Origin of the sequence: Streptococcus azizii (genome assembly GCF_001984715.1) — a bacterium.
GTDB lineage: Bacteria > Bacillota > Bacilli > Lactobacillales > Streptococcaceae > Streptococcus > Streptococcus azizii.
In genome coordinates this window covers 73,524-90,737 of the sequence record NZ_MSPR01000001.1, presented here as the reverse complement: position 1 = coordinate 90,737, position 17,214 = coordinate 73,524, and the positions used below count along the sequence as shown (strand labels likewise).

Genomic DNA, 17,214 nt, shown 5'->3' with positions numbered 1-17,214 from the left:
AACAGAGAAAGTTTAAAAACGCTTTCAAAACAAAAATATGAACTAAAGGAGATTTTTGCAAGATGAATAACACAGAAATTGCAAAAAAAGTCATTGACGCTCTCGGTGGTCGCGAAAATGTCAGAAGTGTTGCCCACTGTGCGACACGCCTTCGCGTGATGGTCATCGATGAAGGAAAAATTAACAAGGATGCTGTAGAGAACATTGAAAAAGTGCAGGGTGCTTTCTTCAATTCAGGTCAATATCAGATCATCTTCGGTACAGGGACTGTGAATAAAATCTACGATGAGGTGGTAGCGCTCGGTCTGCCGACTTCTTCAAAAGATGAGATGAAGGCTGAAGCTGCTAAACAGGGAAATGCCTTCCAGCGTGCTATTCGTACCTTTGGTGATGTCTTTGTTCCCATCATTCCGGCCATTGTTGCGACGGGGCTATTCATGGGATTGCGTGGGCTTCTCGCCTCACTCGGTATTACCTTACCAGGAGACTTGAATGTCTATTCACAAATCTTGACAGATACAGCCTTCATCGTATTGCCAGCCTTGGTAGTATGGTCGACCTTCCGTGTATTTGGCGGGAATCAAACCATCGGTATCGTACTTGGTATGATGTTGATTTCTGGCTCATTGCCAAATGCTTGGGAAGTTGCTTCAGGCGGTGAGGTAACGCCGCAAATTTTCTTCGGTTTCATTCCAGTTGTGGGCTTGCAAGGCTCTGTATTACCAGCCTTTATCATTGGACTTGTGGGGGCTAAGTTTGAAAAAGTGGTCCGCAAGGTAGTTCCAGAAGTTCTGGACCTCCTCGTTACTCCTTTTATCACACTTTTTGTCATGTCTATCCTTGGCTTATTTGTGATTGGTCCAGTCTTTCACGTAGTTGAAAACTATATCTTGTCTGCTACACAGGCAGTCTTGAACTTGCCATTTGGCTTGGGTGGTTTCTTCATCGGTGGGGTTCACCAAGTCATAGTTGTATCAGGTGTTCATCATATCTTCAATTTCTTGGAGGCTCAGTTGGTAGCGACTGGTGCAAATCCATTTAACGCAATTATCACCGCAGCCATGACTGCACAAGGTGCTGCGACAGTAGCGGTCGGTGTGAAAACAAAAAATCCTAAGTTGAAAGCTCTAGCATACCCAGCTGCCCTTTCAGCCTTCCTCGGTATTACTGAGCCAGCCATCTTTGGTGTCAACTTACGTTTCCGTAAACCCTTCCTCCTTTCATTGATTGCTGGTGCTATCGGTGGAGCCTTTGCTTCTATTCTTGGTCTAGCAGGTACAGGTATGGGAGTTACCATTATTCCAGGTATGACCCTTTACACTGGTAACGGGCAGTTCTTCCAATACCTCCTCATGGTAGCCGTATCCTTTGTTTTAGGTTTTGCTCTTACCTACCTGTTTGGCTTTGAAGATGAAGAGGATGCTCCTGCTCAACAGTCTAAAGCAGTAGCGACAGAAGGAGTAGCCAAAGAAGCTGCGACTGATCTCGTTGCTGAAGAGACACTTGTATCCCCGCTTTCTGGTGAGGTGGTTGCACTTGAAGATGTCAACGATCCAGTCTTTTCATCAGGTGCTATGGGGAAAGGACTCGCTGTAAAGCCGTCTGAGGGTCTTGTCTATGCCCCAGCAGATGCAGAAGTGACTATTGCCTTTGAAACAGGTCATGCCTATGGTCTAAAGACAGCAAGTGGAGCAGAACTCTTGATTCATATCGGTATTGATACAGTGTCCATGAACGGTGATGGATTTGAAAAGTTGGTTGCAGCAGGTGATAGGGTGGCAGCAGGGACCCCGATTGCTAAGTTTGATGCAGGTAAGATTGCGGCTGCAGGTCTCGATGATACAACGATGGTCATCGTGACAAATACCGCCGACTTTGCAAGCGTTGAAGCCCTAGCAAGTGCAACGGTTGCACATGGAGCAGCCTTTATGAAGGTGGAAAAATAATCCCTAGAAAAAGGCGTTTCGCCTTTTTCTTACGTTTCAAACTATGATATAATAGAACAGAATACAACGATTTCATAAAGAGGAGAACAAAGATGACAAGATTGTATGGTAGCTTGGAAGCAGGGGGGACAAAATTTGTCTGTGCGGTGGGCGATGAGCAGTTTCAAGTGGTCGAAAAGACACAGTTTCCGACAACGACCCCGTATGAAACTATTGAGCGGACAGTCGAATTTTTCAAGCGCTATGAAGACCGTCTGGCAGGAATTGCCATCGGCTCATTTGGACCGATTGATATTGACCCAAATTCTACAACCTATGGCTACATTACGACGACCCCAAAACCTCATTGGGCTAATGTAGACTTGCTGGGCTTGATTGCCAAAGAATTTAAGATACCCTTTTATTTCACAACAGATGTGAATTCGTCCGCTTTTGGGGAAACGCTTGTGCGTAAAGGTGTGAGAAGCCTTGCTTACTACACGATTGGAACAGGCATCGGGGCTGGTGTCATTCAAAATGGTGAGTTTGTCGGCGGTGCGGGTCATACCGAAGCAGGCCATACCTACGTTGCACTTCATCCCCAAGATGTCGCCAAGGAATTTACAGGTGTTTGTCCCTTCCATAAGGGCTGCTTAGAGGGATTGGCAGCAGGTCCATCACTGGAAGCTCGGACAGGAACTCGCGGGGAATTGATTGAGCAACATGCCGATGTATGGGACGTTCAAGCCTACTACATTGCTCAAGCGGCAGTACAAGCAACCTTGCTGTATCGTCCGCAAGTCATTGTCTTTGGTGGAGGTGTCATGGGGCAAGAGCATATGCTCAAACGTGTGCGAGATAAATTTACGGCCTTGATGAATGGCTATATACCGACGCCAGATGTGATCGACTACATCGTAACACCAGCAGTGGCTGAAAATGGATCAGCAACCCTGGGGAACTTTGCTCTAGCAAAGCAAGTAGCTGAAAAATAAGATAAGGAGCTAGACGTGCTGTCTAGCTTTTTAGCGCAGTGAGGGGAGGGACTGGAAGGATTATATCTGCAAATACTCTTTAAAAATCAAAAGGATACGTTGTCAAGAGTCTCGGTGAATTGAACTCGAGCTACAACTCACTGAAAAAAAGACCAATCTCATTGGTTGCAAAACAACCCGCTTCGATTGTCTATTTTTTCTAGGAGTTGTTTGACGCTCTCGTATCTTGACGAATTGAACACGCCCTAAACTCTGTGCGAAAAAGATAAATACTCCTAGCTTCAAAGGTATAGTATACCTTTGAAGGCGGGAAATAGAAGTTTGCCTTAGCAAACGTCCTTTACTTCTTCGTCGTATTTCCTATTTTCGCTTTGAGTTTTTCACGGGCTTTGTATCTTGTAATTGAACTCGAGCTACAACTCGCTGACAATAAAACTAATCCAGTGGAGTGAAACAGTTCGGTGAACTGTTTCAGCTGGTCACCTAAAAATCAGAAAATGACCATAGAAGTCCGAGCCAAGAAATCGGAAAGCGAGAATAAATACTCCTAGCTTCAAAGGTATAGTATACCTTTGAAGGCGGGAAATAGAAGTTTGCCTTAGCAAACGTCCTTTACTTCTTCGTCAGATTTCCTATTTTCACTTTGAGTTTTTTACGGGCTTTGTATCTTGTGGAATTGAGTTCGGACTAAAAATGTTAGAAAAAAGATGAATTGGCTTGATGACCTGAGTCACCTGCCCCAATTCCCTATTTTTCTTTACATTTTCTTAACGTCCTCACATCTTAACTGAACACGGGCTAAAAGCTCGGAAAAAAGATAGGCAGATGTTTTGGCTTTAGCCAATTACAGATGAGAATCCCTTTAGGGATAGATTTCCTCGTGTTCAACAAACACGTCGTCAATCTCCTATTTTTCATTCGCTTTTTACACGCCCTTTGTATCTTAGTCTACTTTTGATTTTTATTGAGTAAAAGTGTCCTGTTTTTCCTTCTTTTTGGGAACATTTCTCAAAAGAAGTTGGCAATTCCCTCTTCTTTTTGCTATGATAAAAGAAAATAGAAACGAGGGATAGTTATGGCGGAACCATTATTTTTACAGTCGGTTATGCAGGAAAAAATCTGGGGTGGCACCAAACTTCGGGATGAATTTGGCTATGAGAGTCCAAGTGATCGGGTAGGAGAGTATTGGGCAATTTCAGCGCATCCAAATGGTGTTTCCATCATAAAAAATGGAAGGTATGCAGGCTATAGGCTGGATGACTTATACCGTGAGCACCGCGAACTCTTTGCAAATCGAACAGAGGAAGTCTTTCCCCTTCTGACCAAAATGTTGGATGCCAACGATTGGTTGAGCGTACAGGTCCATCCAGATGATGCATACGGACTTGCCCATGAGGGAGAACTCGGTAAGACGGAGTGCTGGTATGTTCTGGCAGCAGATGAAGGTTCAGAAATTATCTATGGACACAAGGCTCAATCAAGGGATGAGCTACGCAAGAAAATAGAGCAAAAAGACTGGGAAAACCTGTTGCAGAGGATTCCAGTCAAGGCAGGGGATTTCTTCTACGTACCTAGCGGGACCATTCATGCGATTGGGAAGGGTATCATGATTTTAGAAACCCAGCAGTCAAGCGACACAACCTACCGTGTCTATGATTTTGATCGTAGGGATGATGCTGGTAACCTTCGAGAATTGCACTTGGACAAATCGATTGATGTGACAAGAATTGGAAAGCCAGCCAATAGCCGCCCTGTCACGTTACAGGTGGATAATCTAAGCTCAACCTTGCTGGTTGCGAACGACTTTTTTAGTGTCTACAAGTGGGCAGTGACTGGTGAAGTATTCATGAAGCAGACAGCTGATTATTACCTGGTGAGTGTCTTAGCAGGGGCAGGTGAGTTGGTGATAGGAGGGTCCAGCTATGCGATTGGAAAGGGAGATCATTTTATCTTGCCACATGATGTCAAAGATTGGACCTTGAAAGGGCAGGCACTAGATATCATTGCCAGTCACCCATAAGCACAAAGATAGCGATGAACCAAGAACCGATGGAGCCTGACTTCATCGGTTTAAACTATCGCCCTATCTTGAAAGTAGAGGGGAAACATGCTATAATGGGGAGAACAAAAAATAATACTCTGCGAAAATCGTTTCAACCAGTACTAGCCTTGTCTTCTTTCTGCTAGTCACTGGCTTTTGCAAGCGCTATTTCTACCTTGTATGGTTCAGTGGACTACATACGGGTGGCGGTGGCTAACCTTATGGTTTGCTTTGTGATTTTCATTGAGTATAAGAATGGATACAAGTAAGGAACAAGATGGCAAATATTTTAAAAACGATTATCGAAAATGATAAAGGTGAATTAAAAAAATTAGAAAAAATGGCGGATAAGGTGATTGCCTATGCAGATGAGATGGCAGCTTTATCAGATGAAGAATTACAAGCCAAAACGATAGAATTTAAAGAGCGCTATCAGAAGGGTGAGACCCTTGATGACTTGCTATATGAAGCCTTTGCGGTCGTGCGTGAGGCTGCTAAACGGGTTCTTGGACTCTATCCCTACCCTGTTCAGATTATGGGAGGGATTGTCCTTCACCATGGTGATGTGCCAGAGATGCGTACTGGGGAAGGAAAGACCCTGACTGCGACCATGCCAGTCTACTTAAACGCCTTGTCTGGTAAAGGAGTGCACGTTGTCACTGTCAATGAATACTTGGCGAGCCGAGATGCCACAGAAATGGGAGAAGTATACGCTTGGTTAGGTCTTTCTGTAGGTATTAACCTAGCTGCTAAGTCTTCCCTTGAAAAACGTGAAGCCTATAACTGCGATATTACTTACTCAACTAATTCAGAAATCGGTTTTGACTACCTTCGTGATAACATGGTCGTTCGTGCGGAGGACATGGTGCAACGTCCTTTGAATTTTGCCTTGGTCGATGAGGTAGATTCTATTTTAATCGATGAGGCCCGGACACCTCTGATTGTTTCAGGAGCAGAAAGCTCGGAGACGAATCAGTTGTATTTCTTGGCGGACAAGTTAGTCAAATCCTTGGAAGAAGCAGACTACATCATAGATGTTCCGTCAAAAACCATCAGTTTGTCAGACTCTGGAATCGACAAGGCAGAGAGCTTCTTCAAGCTGAAGAATCTTTACGATATTGAAAATGTCGCCTTGACGCATTTTATCGATAATGCGCTTCGTGCCAACTATATCATGACCTACGACATTGACTATCTTGTCAATGATGCGCAAGAGGTGATGATTATCGATCCATTTACGGGTCGGACCATGGAAGGGCGTCGTTACTCGGATGGTCTGCACCAAGCGATTGAAGCCAAAGAAGGTGTTCCTGTTCAGAACGAATCAAAAACAAGTGCATCCATTACCTATCAAAATCTCTTCCGCATGTATAGCAAGCTAGCCGGTATGACTGGTACAGGTAAGACAGAAGAAGAAGAGTTTAGAGAAATCTATAATATCCGGGTGGTGCCGATTCCAACCAACCGTCCAATAGCCCGTATCGACCATGAAGATTTATTGTACCCAAGTTTGGAGTATAAATTTAATGCAGTGGTAGCTGATGTCAAGGCTCGTTATGAAAAAGGGCAGCCTGTCTTGGTCGGTACTGTTGCAGTAGAGACTTCGGACTATCTCTCAAAGCGGCTGGTGGCTGCAGGTGTTCCCCACGAGGTCCTAAATGCCAAGAACCACTATCGTGAGGCACAGATCATTATGAATGCTGGTCAACGGGGAGCCATCACCATTGCAACCAATATGGCAGGACGTGGTACAGATATCAAGTTAGGTCCTGGTGTTCGTGAGCTCGGAGGCTTGTGTGTCATTGGGACAGAGCGTCATGAAAGTCGTCGGATTGATAATCAGCTCCGTGGTCGTTCAGGCCGTCAAGGAGATCCAGGTGAATCCCAATTTTATCTTTCTTTAGAAGATGATTTGATGAAACGCTTTGGATCAGAGCGGATTAAGGCCTTCATGGAACGCATGAATCTGACCGAGGAAGAATCGGTTATCAAGTCTAAAATGTTGACCCGTCAAGTGGAGAGTGCTCAGAAACGTGTAGAAGGAAACAACTACGATTCACGGAAGCAAGTCCTTCAGTATGATGATGTGATGCGGGAGCAACGTGAGATTATTTATCGTCAAAGGCAAGACGTCATCACCGCTGAGCGTGACCTAGCTCCAGAAATCAAGGCGATGATCAAGCGGACGATTGAGCGTCAAGTAGCAGACCATAAGGCAAGCAAGCGCGAGGAAGCCTTGCAAGCGATTTTACACTTTGCTCAAATCAATCTAGTTCCAGAAGATTCTATCAGCCTGGCTGACTTGGAAGGGAAATCAGATAAAGAACTTGTGGCTGAATTATACAAACGTGCTTTGGAAGTTTACGATAGTCAGGTGGCTAAGTTACGCGACGAGGATCGGGTACGTGAATTCCAAAAAGTGTTGATTCTTCGCGTGGTTGACAATCGTTGGACGGACCATATTGATACGATGGACCAGTTGCGCAATGCGGTCAGTCTACGAGGCTATGCGCAGAACAATCCAGTTGTAGAGTATCAGTCAGAGGCCTTTGCGACCTTTAATCAGATGATTGGTGCCATTGAATTTGACGTAACCCGTCTCATGATGAAGGCGCAAATCCATGACAATATTGAACGGGAGCGTGCTAGTCAAGAAGCCCATACAACGGCTGTGAAAAACATTGTTCCAGCTCAAGCTGCTAGCAATGAGCAAGTTCGTTTTGAAGGGGTTGAACGCAATGATCCATGCCCATGTCAGTCTGGTAAGAAATTTAAGAACTGTCATGGACGCAAGCGCATCTAGAAAAATATGAGGGAGGAGTGAGGGGATCCGGTATTCGATACAGACGGATTGCTCACTTCTTTTTTAGGAAATGATTATAGGACACGGAATAGATTTACAAGAAATTGCCGCAGTTGAAGCAGCGATGAAAAAAAACGATCAATTTGTTCGAAGAGTATTGACTGAAAATGAATTTAGGCGATTTGCTCAGTTAAAAAACCGCCGTCAACTGGAATATTTGGCTGGTCGCTGGTCAGCCAAAGAGGCCTTTGCCAAGGCGCTTGGAACAGGGATTGGGAAGATTGGTTTTCAAGATATTGAAATTTTGACAGATGGTAAGGGGGCGCCTTATATCGCTAGATCGCCGATTCAAGCCAAAGTTTGGCTCAGTATCAGTCACTCTGCTGGTTTTGTGCAAGCCAGTGTGATTTTGGAGGAAGTAGATGAAAGTAAGTTTTCATAGACCTACAAGGATTCAGATTAACTTGTCAGCTATCTCAAACAATTTGGAGCAGGTCAAGAATCATCTACCTAGAGAGGTCAAGGCTTTCGCAGTCGTCAAAGCCGATGCTTATGGACACGGGGCAGTTGAAGTTGCGAGGCACCTGGAAGGTCAAGTAGATGGTTTTTGTGTCTCTAATTTAGATGAGGCCTTGGAATTGCGTCAGGCTGGCATTCAGCGACAGATTCTGATCCTAGGAGTGGTACCAGTAGAAACAGTTCCGCTAGCGATTTCAGAAAATATCATGCTAACAGTAGCGAGTGTCAACTGGGTCGAGCAGTTAGTTGAGTCTGGTTTATCCTTGCAGGGCTTGCAGGTGCATGTCAAAGTGGATACAGGTATGGGAAGGATTGGCTTTCGAGAAAGTCAATCCCTCAATCGGGCCATGGGTGAGCTGAGCCAAGCAGGTGTAGTGGTTGAGGGGATCTTCACTCATTTTGCAACAGCTGATGAAACAGATGATAGGTATTTTCAAACTCAACTTTCTCAGTTTAAAGAACTGTTGTCCCAACTGTCTCAAGTACCTGCCTGCATTCACGCGAGCAATTCTGCAACCAGTATTTGGCATGCAGACACAGTCTTTACCATGGTTCGTCTGGGGAACGTCTTATACGGTCTGAACCCAAGTGGGCATGCCTTAGCCATGCCTTATCCGATTGAGCCAGCCTTGCAGTTGACCTCTGAATTGGTCCATGTCAAGGAAGTGGAGACAGGGACCAGCATTGGCTATGGTGCGACCTATCATAGCTCACAGTCTGAGTATATCGGGACGGTGCCGATTGGCTATGCGGATGGTTTTTTGCGGGCTATGCAGGGCTTCTCTCTCCTAGTAGAAGGGGAGGTCTGTCCGGTTGTCGGTCGTGTTTCTATGGATCAGATTACTATCCGCCTACCAAAGCGGTATGGTTTAGGCACGCCTGTGACCTTGATTGGTTCAAGTGGGAAAGGGGCTATTGCTGTACAAGATTGGGCGGATTACCTCGGGACAATCAACTATGAAGTCGTCTGCACCTTATCAGATCGTATCCCTCGTTATTATAAGTAAAGCAACTATCTGCCGAGGCGGATAGTTGTTTTACGTACGACGGAAATTGTCCCAGTGCTTGCCTATTGAGTATAAGTGTGTATCTTAAAGAGTTTCCTTGTATGTGTGGCGAACAACGAGTATTCCTCTTTGAGATGTTTTTTCATACACGCAAACTGGATCGCTTCATTTTAGAAGATTCAAGGAGAGAATAGAGAGACGAAAAGACTATAATCCTGTAAAAATAACTTGACAATTAAGGAGAAGGTGAGTACAATAAGAGGAGAGGTTATAACCAGTTGAAGGTGGCTAGGTTACAGCAAGTGAAATCGAGTCTAATAGAAAGGAAACGATATGTCAAATTATATTTTTGCCAAGTCTATCATTTTGTCAGATAGGGAGGTGGAAGAGGCCTATCTTGAGATTACAGATGATGGTCGATTTGGTGCTATTTTAACGGACAAACCGGAAGGTACGATCATAGATTATTCAGATTATCATATAGGACCTGGTCTTGTTGATACGCATATCCATGGCTATGCTTCACACGATGTGATGGATAATGATTTTGAAGGGATCAAGGTGATTTCTGAAGGGCTATTGTCCTGCGGTGTGACGTCTTGGTTGCCGACCACTTTGACGGACTCAACAGAAAATTTGGATGCAGTCTGCGAAACGATTGGTCGCCATGCAGGTGAGGAAGAGGGAGCCAAGATTCAGGGAATCTTTCTTGAAGGGCCATTTTTCACGGAGAAATATAAGGGAGCCCAAAACCCTAAGTATATGAGTGATCCATCAATAGAGAAACTGGATAACTGGCATCGTCTGTCGGCGGGCTTGGTGAACAAGATTGCCATTGCTCCAGAGCGTGACGGTGTGGAAGAATTTATCCACTTTGCAAAGAAGAAGGAGATTCATACTGCGCTTGCACATAGCGATGCCACCTATGAGCAAGCGAAAAAGGCAGTTGAAGCAGGAGCTGACATCTTTGTCCATGTCTACAACGGGATGAGTGGGCTTCATCATCGTGAGCCGGGGATGGTCGGCGCAGCACTTGAGTTGCAGAATGTCTTTGCAGAAGTGATTTGCGATGGCTACCATGTACACCCAGCAGCAGTTGAGCTTGTTGTGAAAGCGCGGGGCGTGGATGAGACAGTTCTCATCACGGACTGTATGCGTGCGGGTGGTCAAGGAGAAGGGGACTCCCGCTTAGGGGAATTTGAAGTAGTCGTCAAAGATGGAACAGCACGATTGAAGCATAATGGCAGTCTAGCAGGTTCTATTTTGGAGCTCATTCAGGCAGTTGAACATATTGTGGAGTGGGGCTTAGCGAGTTTACCTGATGCGGTTCGCATGGCGTCACTTGCACCAGCAAAATCTGTTCAGATTGACCATATTTGTGGACAAATTGCTCCAGGTCGTGCAGCAGATTTCATCGTCATTGATGATGAGGGGCATTTGCAGGCCACTTATTTAGATGGAATCAAGCGTTTCAGTGCTTGATACCTTACCAGTAATGCTTGATTAGAAGCAACCAATTATTTTTGTTTATAGTCTACTTTATCTAGGAGGAAGATAATGGAAAAATTACAACTTTCACAGGCGAAATACAATCACCTTGTTCGTCTATCAAATGATGAAAAAGTGATTGCAGCCCTTGCGATTGACCAACGCGGTGCCTTAAAGCGCCTCTTGTCAGCAGCTGCAGATGCTGATTTTGGAGATGACATCTTGATAGATTTTAAAAAGGTTATCTCAAGTGATCTAACCCAGTATGCAAGTTCTATCTTGTTGGATGCAGAATATGGTGTACCAGCAGCTGAATTGCGTCATCCGGATTGTGGCTTTATTGCTGCTTATGAAAAAACAGGATATGATGCCTCTACACCAGGTCGTCTACCTGATTTATTGCCGAATTGGTCTGCAAAACGGATCAAGGAGCTGGGTGCAGATGCTGTGAAAATCTTGCTCTACTATGATGTAGATGATAAGCCAGAAATCAATGATATAAAACATGCCTGGGTGGAGCGTATCGGTAGTGAATGTGTGGCGGAAGATATTCCATACTTTGTGGAAATCTTGACCTATGATGCGAGCGATATGGATGTGACATCTCGTGAATATGCCTCTTTGAAACCTCATAAGGTCAACGGAGCGATGCGTGAATTTAGTAAGCCACGCTATCATGCAGATGTTCTAAAGGTAGAAGTACCTGTTAACATGAATTTTGTGGAAGGTTACACTGATCAAGAGCCTGTCTATAGCCTAGAAGAAGCGAAAGCCTACTTCAAAGAGCAGGCAGCAGCAACACACTTGCCATTTATCTTTTTGAGTGCAGGTGTATCGGCTAAATTGTTCCAAGAAACCTTGGTGGTTGCAAAAGAAGCCGGTTCTAGTTTTAATGGAGTGCTTTGTGGTCGTGCGACTTGGAAAGATGCGGTTGCAGTCTTTGCTAAAGAAGGTGAAGACGCGGCCAAAGCCTGGTTGGCAGACCAGGGCCGGAAGAATATGGAAGAGCTAAATGCTGTTCTTGCAACAACGGCAAGCTCTTGGCTTGATAAGGTAGAAGTAAACTAATCTGAAAAATCCAACTCTAACGTATGAGTTGGATTTTTTTACTTGAGAGGGCTAGTTGAAAAAGGCTTGATACAGGGCTTTGAGGGCTTTTTCTTTTTCTTCCGTTTTGATAACAAACATGACAGAAACCTCGCTTGCGCCTTGAGAAATCATGGCCAAGTTGACATTTTCTTTGGAAAGAGCTGCGGTGGCAGTGGCAGTTACCCCGACATGGCTCTTCATGTTCTCACCGACAATCATAATGATGGAGAGTCCGTGTTCTATCTCTGCCTTGTCCACTTCCAGCTTGGAATTGAGTTGACGGAGGATTTCTTCTTCCTTGATGGGGGTTAGTTCACGATTACGCAAGACAAGAGACAGATCATCAATTCCAGTTGGCATGTGTTCCCAACGGATATTGAGGTCTTCGAGGATATTTAAGACCTTGCGACCAAAACCGACTTCTCGGTTCATTAAGTATTTGGACATATTGATGCTGACAAAGCCATCATCTGCTGCAATCCCGACAACAGGTAGTGTGTGGTCACTGTGTTTGAGGACGATCCGTGTACCGGGATGGTCGGGATTATTGGTATTTTTTATGACGAGAGGAATGCGACCACGGTAGGCAGGTAGTAAGGCTTCGTCATGTAGGACAGAAAAGCCAGCGTAGGCCAATTCTCGCATTTCACGGTAGGTTAATTCCTTGATAGAGTGTGGATTGTGGATGATACCTGGGTGGGCGGCAAAGATTCCGTCCACATCTGTGAAGTTTTCATACAGGTCTGCCTTGACGCCAGCTGCTATGATAGACCCTGTAATATCTGAACCTCCACGAGAGAAGGTACAGATCTGTTGGTCGACAGTTACCCCGAAAAATCCAGGGATGACTAAGACCTCATCTGCTTCTCTTAGTGCCTCGATTTTATCGTAACTAGATGGTAAAATACGCGCATTACCAGGCTCTGAACTGACAATGATACCTGCCTTTTTGGGATGGATATAGCGGGCAGGGACACCTTTATAGGTAAAATACTCGGCAACTAATTTAGCATTATTGTCCTCTCCTGCCGCTAAAAAAGCATCGTAGAGAAATTCGTTATCGTCAACAGGAAGAGTGGCTAGGCTCAGGATGCTTTCTGCAATCTTGTTCATACATTTGCCTGGGAAACCAAGCTCGTCCACCATCGTTTGGTAGCGATTGATAATCCATTCTTGGCTGGCAGTCAGGTCTTTTCCATCTACGTAGTTTTTGTAGTATTTGATAAGGGCATCCGTCACCTTGGTATCCTTGCTATCACGTTTTCCAGGTGCAGACACAACGACAAATCGGCGCTCAGAATCTGCCTGTATAATGTTGAATACTTTTTCAAGTTGGGTAGCTGAAGCAAGAGAGCTACCACCAAATTTGGTCACTTTCATAAAATTTTTCAAACTCCTTTTATGCTTTTCATCATTATAGCAAAAACTGATAGGCTTGTCAGTAGGCTTAACAGGAAAGTTTGGTTAAGATACAAAGCCCGTGAAAAACTCAAAGCGAAAATAGGATTGAAACAGTTCGGTGAACTGTTTCAACGGTCACCTAGAAATAAGAAAGTGACCACAGAGGGCTGAGCTAGGAAATAGGAAATACGACGAGTGAAAAGCTCCAGTGGAGGTTTTCAGCTTATTCATTAAAGACAGTAAATAGGAGTATTTATCTTCGCTTCTTAGTTTCTAGGCTCAGTAACAAATTCCCTCACTTTTTAATTTCTAGGTTCGGGCTAAAATAATCCACTGGATTATTTTACTCCCCTGACTATTTCTATATCCCAAAGGGATTCTCATCAGTAATTGGCTAAAGCCAAAACAGCTGCCTATCTTTTTTACTTTGCTCACTTCAACAGTTTAGTAATAGATTGTTGAAGGTTGGAAATAAAACGAGTGAAACTCGCGTCAAACGTCCTCGTATCTTGACGAGTGAAAAGCTCCAGAGGAGGTTTTCAGCCTATCTTTAAAGTCAACGGAGGGGTTGCGTTTTCAAACTCCTATTTTCGGCTGTCACACTAGAATGGATTGCTTTTTGTGAAATGTGTGGTAGAATAGCTCAAACACATGAAACCTCTTTCTTTGAGGATTCAAAGTAAATAAGGAGGAAACAGATGACCTACAAAACGATTCAATACAAAGTAGAAGAACAGATTGCCAGATTGACCCTATGTCGCCCAGAAGTGTCAAATGGCTTTAATATTCCTATGTGTGAGGAAATCTTAGAAGCGATTGGAGCGGCTGCCGCATCAGCAGAGGTAGCTATTTTAGTGATTCAAGCAGAAGGGGCTGTGTTTTCCGTCGGTGGTGACTTGGTAGAGATGAAACGAGCTGTAGACGAAGAGGATATAGGCTCCTTAGTTCAAATCGCAGAGCTGGTCAATCAGATTTCTCTTGCTTTGAAAAAGTTGCCCAAGCCAGTTATTATGCTGACGGATGGAGCGGTTGCAGGGGCTGCGGCCAACATGGCTGTTGCGGTGGATTTTGTCCTTGCCTCTGATAAGACCAAATTCATTCAGGCTTTTGTAGGGGTGGGCCTAGCACCTGATGCAGGAGGGCTCTTCTTACTGAGTCGTAGTATCGGTGCGACTCGTGCTAGCCAGTTAGCCATGACCGGTGAAAGTCTAACAGCAGAAAAAGCTCAGGAATATGGTTTGGTTTATCGAGTGGTTGAAAAAGAGAACCTACCCAAGGCTTGTCGCCAGTTGATCAAACGCCTCTTACGCCACTCGCCCCACTCCTACCGTGCCATTAAAGAACTGATGTGGAAAAGTGAATTTGAACAATGGGAAGATTACGCTCAGTTGGAGTTGGCTCTCCAGCGTAAACTGGCTTTCAAAGATGATTTTAAAGAGGGTGTTCGGGCGCATTTTGAACGCCGTAGACCACATTTTACAGGGAAATAGGCTGGTTTGTTAGATCATAGACTCACAGAAATCGTCCTCAAGCATTCGTATCCTTGACTCTTATCCGATGTGACAAAAAATATTTGACAATCAAATAAATCTGTCGTATACTTTGATAGTCAAAGTATGTAAGGAGGGCCTTCGATTGTGGAAGATGCAAAAATAAATGACTATCTGACTGCGATTTTTAATAATGTACTCATTATTGAAGAAACGAGTCTGAGAGGGAGTCGTTTTAAAGATATTTCCATCAAAGAAATGCACACAATCGATGTCATCGGCAATGAAGAGGGGGTTACTCCAAGCGATGTTGCCCGTGCTTTGATGGTCACACTGGGAACGGTGACAACCAGTTTGAACAATTTGGAGCGAAAAGGCTATATTGAACGTGTCCGATCCACCAAAGATCGTCGTGTCATTCATCTTCATTTGACTAAAAAAGGAAGGTTAGTCTATCGCCTGCATCAACGATTTCATAATGAAATGGTGCGCCAAATTACATCAGATATGGACGAAGCTGAATTTAAGGTCATGAAAAAAGGTCTCTTGAAACTGTACCATTTCTTGGAGGATTTAAAATGATGGTCTTTGCAAAAATCAGCCAAGTAGCTCACTATGCGCCATCCCAAATCATTGATAATGATGAGTTGGCACAGAGAATGGATACGAGCGATGAATGGATTGCATCGCGGACAGGGATTCATAGGCGGCATATCACTAAGAATGAGGAGACGAGTGATCTAGCCACACAGGTTGCAAAACAGCTCTTACAAAAGAGTAACTATGCTCCAGAAACGATTGATTTTATCATTGTTGCAACGATGACACCGGACTCAGCGATGCCCTCAACGGCAGCACGTATCCAAGCGAATATTGGAGCCAGTCAGGCTTTTGCTTATGACTTGGTTGCGGCTTGTTCTGGCTTTGTCTTTGCCTTGTCAACGGCAGAAAAATTGATTGCCTCTGGGCGTTACAAAAGAGGAATGGTCATCGGAGCAGAGACCCTTTCTAAAATTCTTGATTGGTCAGATAGAAGTACGGCTGTTTTATTTGGAGATGGTGCAGGTGGCGTCTTACTAGAAGCGACGAATCAGCCACATTTCCTAGATGAAATCCAAAGGACCGATGGTAGTAGGGGCGGAGATTTGCAATCAGGCGTCTGGGGACTCTCTTCCCCTTTCTCAGAGATAAGAGGCAATGCCCCCTATTTGAAAATGGAGGGACGTGCTATCTTTGAATTTGCAGTTCGTGATGTGACCAAAACCTTGCAAGAATTGCTCGAGCGTCAGAACATGACAGATGAAGATGTAGATTATTACTTACTTCATCAAGCTAACCGACGCATCTTGGAAAAAATGGCTAAGAAATTAGGAAGTGACATGGCTAAATTTCCAGCCAATATGGCAGACTATGGCAATACCAGTGCGGCAAGTATTCCGATATTGCTCTCAGAATGTGTAGAGCGGGGCATCCTTTTCCTTGATGGTAGCCAAACCCTTCTGATAAGTGGTTTTGGTGGAGGTCTTACCTGGGGAGCAATTCTATTAAAACTTTAGTTAATGGACTGTTTTTACAGTTATTAAATGCTCAAAGAAAATCAGTATCAGCCTTGTCAGTGGAGTGATTGTTCACTACAATGAGTGACGGATGGATGTGATGGGTTTTCAAAGAGCCACTATTTTTATTATTTTCTTAAAGGAGAAAACTATTATGGCAGTATTTGAAAAAGTACAAGCAATTATCGTTGAAGAACTTGGTAAGGATGCAGAAGAAGTAAGTCTGACAACAACATTTGAAGATTTAGATGCAGATTCCTTGGATCTTTTCCAGGTGATTTCAGAAATCGAAGATGAGTTTGATATTCAAATCGAATCGGAAGAGGGATTGACGACTGTAGGCGACCTTGTGGCGTATGTAGAAAAACAAACCAACTAATACCGCTCAACAATCAGTTTCTTTCGTTAGAAATGAATCTGTCTGGATGGTTGAGAAGAGGGCAATGCTCTTTTGTTGATAGCATGAACCGCTTCTCCTCCTTCGTTTGCAGTTTCATTTTCTTGTTGGATTCAGATATTTATAGGGTACATAAATGCTAGTTTCTAGCATTTTTGCTAGAGTAAATACTTTGATATTCAAAACATCGAAATATCAAAGTATCTTCGAGTGGATGGTGGGATAAATACCTATCCCACGTCCTTGTTTTGTTAATTATTTGATGGTCATACTCTTCCAAAATCTCTTCAAACTAGATTAAGTATCGCCTTGGCGTACTTTGCAATAGTCCTCATAGGATTATGGAAAGATACGAAGGGCGTAAAAAAGTGACTGAAAAATAGAACATAGGCCGAAAAAGCCTTTGCTTTTAGCTTGTGTTCCATTCGGCTAGCTTCTGAGCTTGATTTTTAGTGAGTATCAAATGATTAACTAAGCAAAATGATGAATTGAAAAGGGGACAT

At 44.0% G+C, this 17,214-nt stretch carries 13 protein-coding genes; 12 read left to right on the top strand and 1 reads right to left on the bottom strand.

The window, feature by feature from the left end:
• The first annotated feature begins 62 nt into the window (after positions 1-62).
• The 8 genes from BVE84_RS00420 (at position 63) to lacD (ending at position 11,846) form a co-directional block, all read left to right on the top strand.
• Positions 63-1,946, top strand: a complete 1,884-nt coding sequence (locus BVE84_RS00420) for a PTS sucrose transporter subunit IIABC (RefSeq protein ID WP_076995123.1) — start codon at positions 63-65, stop codon at positions 1,944-1,946.
• Between the two features lie 92 nt (positions 1,947-2,038).
• Positions 2,039-2,920 carry a fructokinase ScrK gene (scrK, locus tag BVE84_RS00415; protein WP_076995122.1) on the top strand — a complete coding sequence of 294 codons (882 nt, stop codon included), beginning with the start codon at positions 2,039-2,041 and terminating at the stop codon, positions 2,918-2,920.
• A gap of 1,075 nt (positions 2,921-3,995) precedes the next feature.
• Positions 3,996-4,940: a mannose-6-phosphate isomerase, class I gene (manA, locus tag BVE84_RS00410; RefSeq protein WP_076995121.1), complete on the top strand. Its 945-nt coding sequence runs from the start codon at positions 3,996-3,998 to the stop codon at positions 4,938-4,940.
• A 298-nt stretch (positions 4,941-5,238) separates the two neighbouring features.
• Entirely contained in the window at positions 5,239-7,764 is a 2,526-nt protein-coding gene (gene secA / locus BVE84_RS00405) for a preprotein translocase subunit SecA (protein ID WP_076995120.1), read from the top strand.
• 70 nt (positions 7,765-7,834) lie between these two features.
• Entirely contained in the window at positions 7,835-8,206 is a 372-nt protein-coding gene (gene acpS, locus BVE84_RS00400) for a holo-ACP synthase (RefSeq protein ID WP_076995119.1), read from the top strand.
• Positions 8,187-9,290, top strand: a complete 1,104-nt coding sequence (gene alr, locus BVE84_RS00395; protein WP_076995118.1) for an alanine racemase — start codon at positions 8,187-8,189, stop codon at positions 9,288-9,290. The genes acpS and alr overlap by 20 nt, the downstream gene beginning before the upstream one ends.
• A gap of 333 nt (positions 9,291-9,623) precedes the next feature.
• Positions 9,624-10,772, top strand: a complete 1,149-nt coding sequence (nagA, locus tag BVE84_RS00390) for an N-acetylglucosamine-6-phosphate deacetylase (protein WP_076995117.1) — start codon at positions 9,624-9,626, stop codon at positions 10,770-10,772.
• Positions 10,773-10,847: 75 nt separating this feature from the next.
• Positions 10,848-11,846 (top strand): tagatose-bisphosphate aldolase, encoded by a 999-nt coding sequence (gene lacD / locus BVE84_RS00385; protein WP_076995116.1) that lies wholly within the window; start codon positions 10,848-10,850, stop codon positions 11,844-11,846.
• Positions 11,847-11,897: 51 nt separating this feature from the next.
• Here lacD and BVE84_RS00380 read toward each other — a convergent pair whose 3' ends face one another.
• Positions 11,898-13,247 carry an aspartate kinase gene (locus BVE84_RS00380; protein WP_076995115.1) on the bottom strand — a complete coding sequence of 450 codons (1,350 nt, stop codon included), beginning with the start codon at positions 13,245-13,247 and terminating at the stop codon, positions 11,898-11,900.
• A gap of 719 nt (positions 13,248-13,966) precedes the next feature.
• On the opposite strand from BVE84_RS00380, the gene fabM reads away from it, so the two are divergent.
• From fabM to BVE84_RS00360, 4 genes are all read left to right on the top strand, one after another.
• Entirely contained in the window at positions 13,967-14,758 is a 792-nt protein-coding gene (fabM, locus tag BVE84_RS00375; RefSeq protein WP_076995114.1) for a trans-2-decenoyl-ACP isomerase, read from the top strand.
• Between the two features lie 147 nt (positions 14,759-14,905).
• Positions 14,906-15,340 carry a fatty acid biosynthesis transcriptional regulator FabT gene (fabT, locus tag BVE84_RS00370; protein ID WP_076995113.1) on the top strand — a complete coding sequence of 145 codons (435 nt, stop codon included), beginning with the start codon at positions 14,906-14,908 and terminating at the stop codon, positions 15,338-15,340.
• Positions 15,340-16,314, top strand: a complete 975-nt coding sequence (locus tag BVE84_RS00365; protein WP_076995276.1) for a beta-ketoacyl-ACP synthase III — start codon at positions 15,340-15,342, stop codon at positions 16,312-16,314. Before fabT ends, BVE84_RS00365 begins: the two co-directional genes overlap by 1 nt.
• A 154-nt stretch (positions 16,315-16,468) precedes the next feature.
• The gene (locus BVE84_RS00360; protein WP_076995275.1) at positions 16,469-16,693 is read left to right on the top strand and encodes an acyl carrier protein; all 225 of its coding nucleotides are present in this window, start codon (positions 16,469-16,471) and stop codon (positions 16,691-16,693) included.
• Positions 16,694-17,214: the final 521 nt, after the last annotated feature.

Bases quoted from the DNA above. Each gene is read 5' to 3' on its own strand.
- BVE84_RS00420 (WP_076995123.1), top strand. From the start codon at position 63: ATGAATAACACAGAAATTGCAAAAAAAGTCATTGACGCTCTCGGTGGT.
- scrK (WP_076995122.1), top strand. From the start codon at position 2,039: ATGACAAGATTGTATGGTAGCTTGGAAGCAGGGGGGACAAAATTTGTC.
- manA (WP_076995121.1), top strand. From the start codon at position 3,996: ATGGCGGAACCATTATTTTTACAGTCGGTTATGCAGGAAAAAATCTGG.
- secA (WP_076995120.1), top strand. From the start codon at position 5,239: ATGGCAAATATTTTAAAAACGATTATCGAAAATGATAAAGGTGAATTA.
- acpS (WP_076995119.1), top strand. From the start codon at position 7,835: ATGATTATAGGACACGGAATAGATTTACAAGAAATTGCCGCAGTTGAA.
- alr (WP_076995118.1), top strand. From the start codon at position 8,187: ATGAAAGTAAGTTTTCATAGACCTACAAGGATTCAGATTAACTTGTCA.
- nagA (WP_076995117.1), top strand. From the start codon at position 9,624: ATGTCAAATTATATTTTTGCCAAGTCTATCATTTTGTCAGATAGGGAG.
- lacD (WP_076995116.1), top strand. From the start codon at position 10,848: ATGGAAAAATTACAACTTTCACAGGCGAAATACAATCACCTTGTTCGT.
- BVE84_RS00380 (WP_076995115.1), bottom strand. From the start codon at position 13,247: ATGAAAGTGACCAAATTTGGTGGTAGCTCTCTTGCTTCAGCTACCCAA.
- fabM (WP_076995114.1), top strand. From the start codon at position 13,967: ATGACCTACAAAACGATTCAATACAAAGTAGAAGAACAGATTGCCAGA.
- BVE84_RS00365 (WP_076995276.1), top strand. From the start codon at position 15,340: ATGGTCTTTGCAAAAATCAGCCAAGTAGCTCACTATGCGCCATCCCAA.
- BVE84_RS00360 (WP_076995275.1), top strand. From the start codon at position 16,469: ATGGCAGTATTTGAAAAAGTACAAGCAATTATCGTTGAAGAACTTGGT.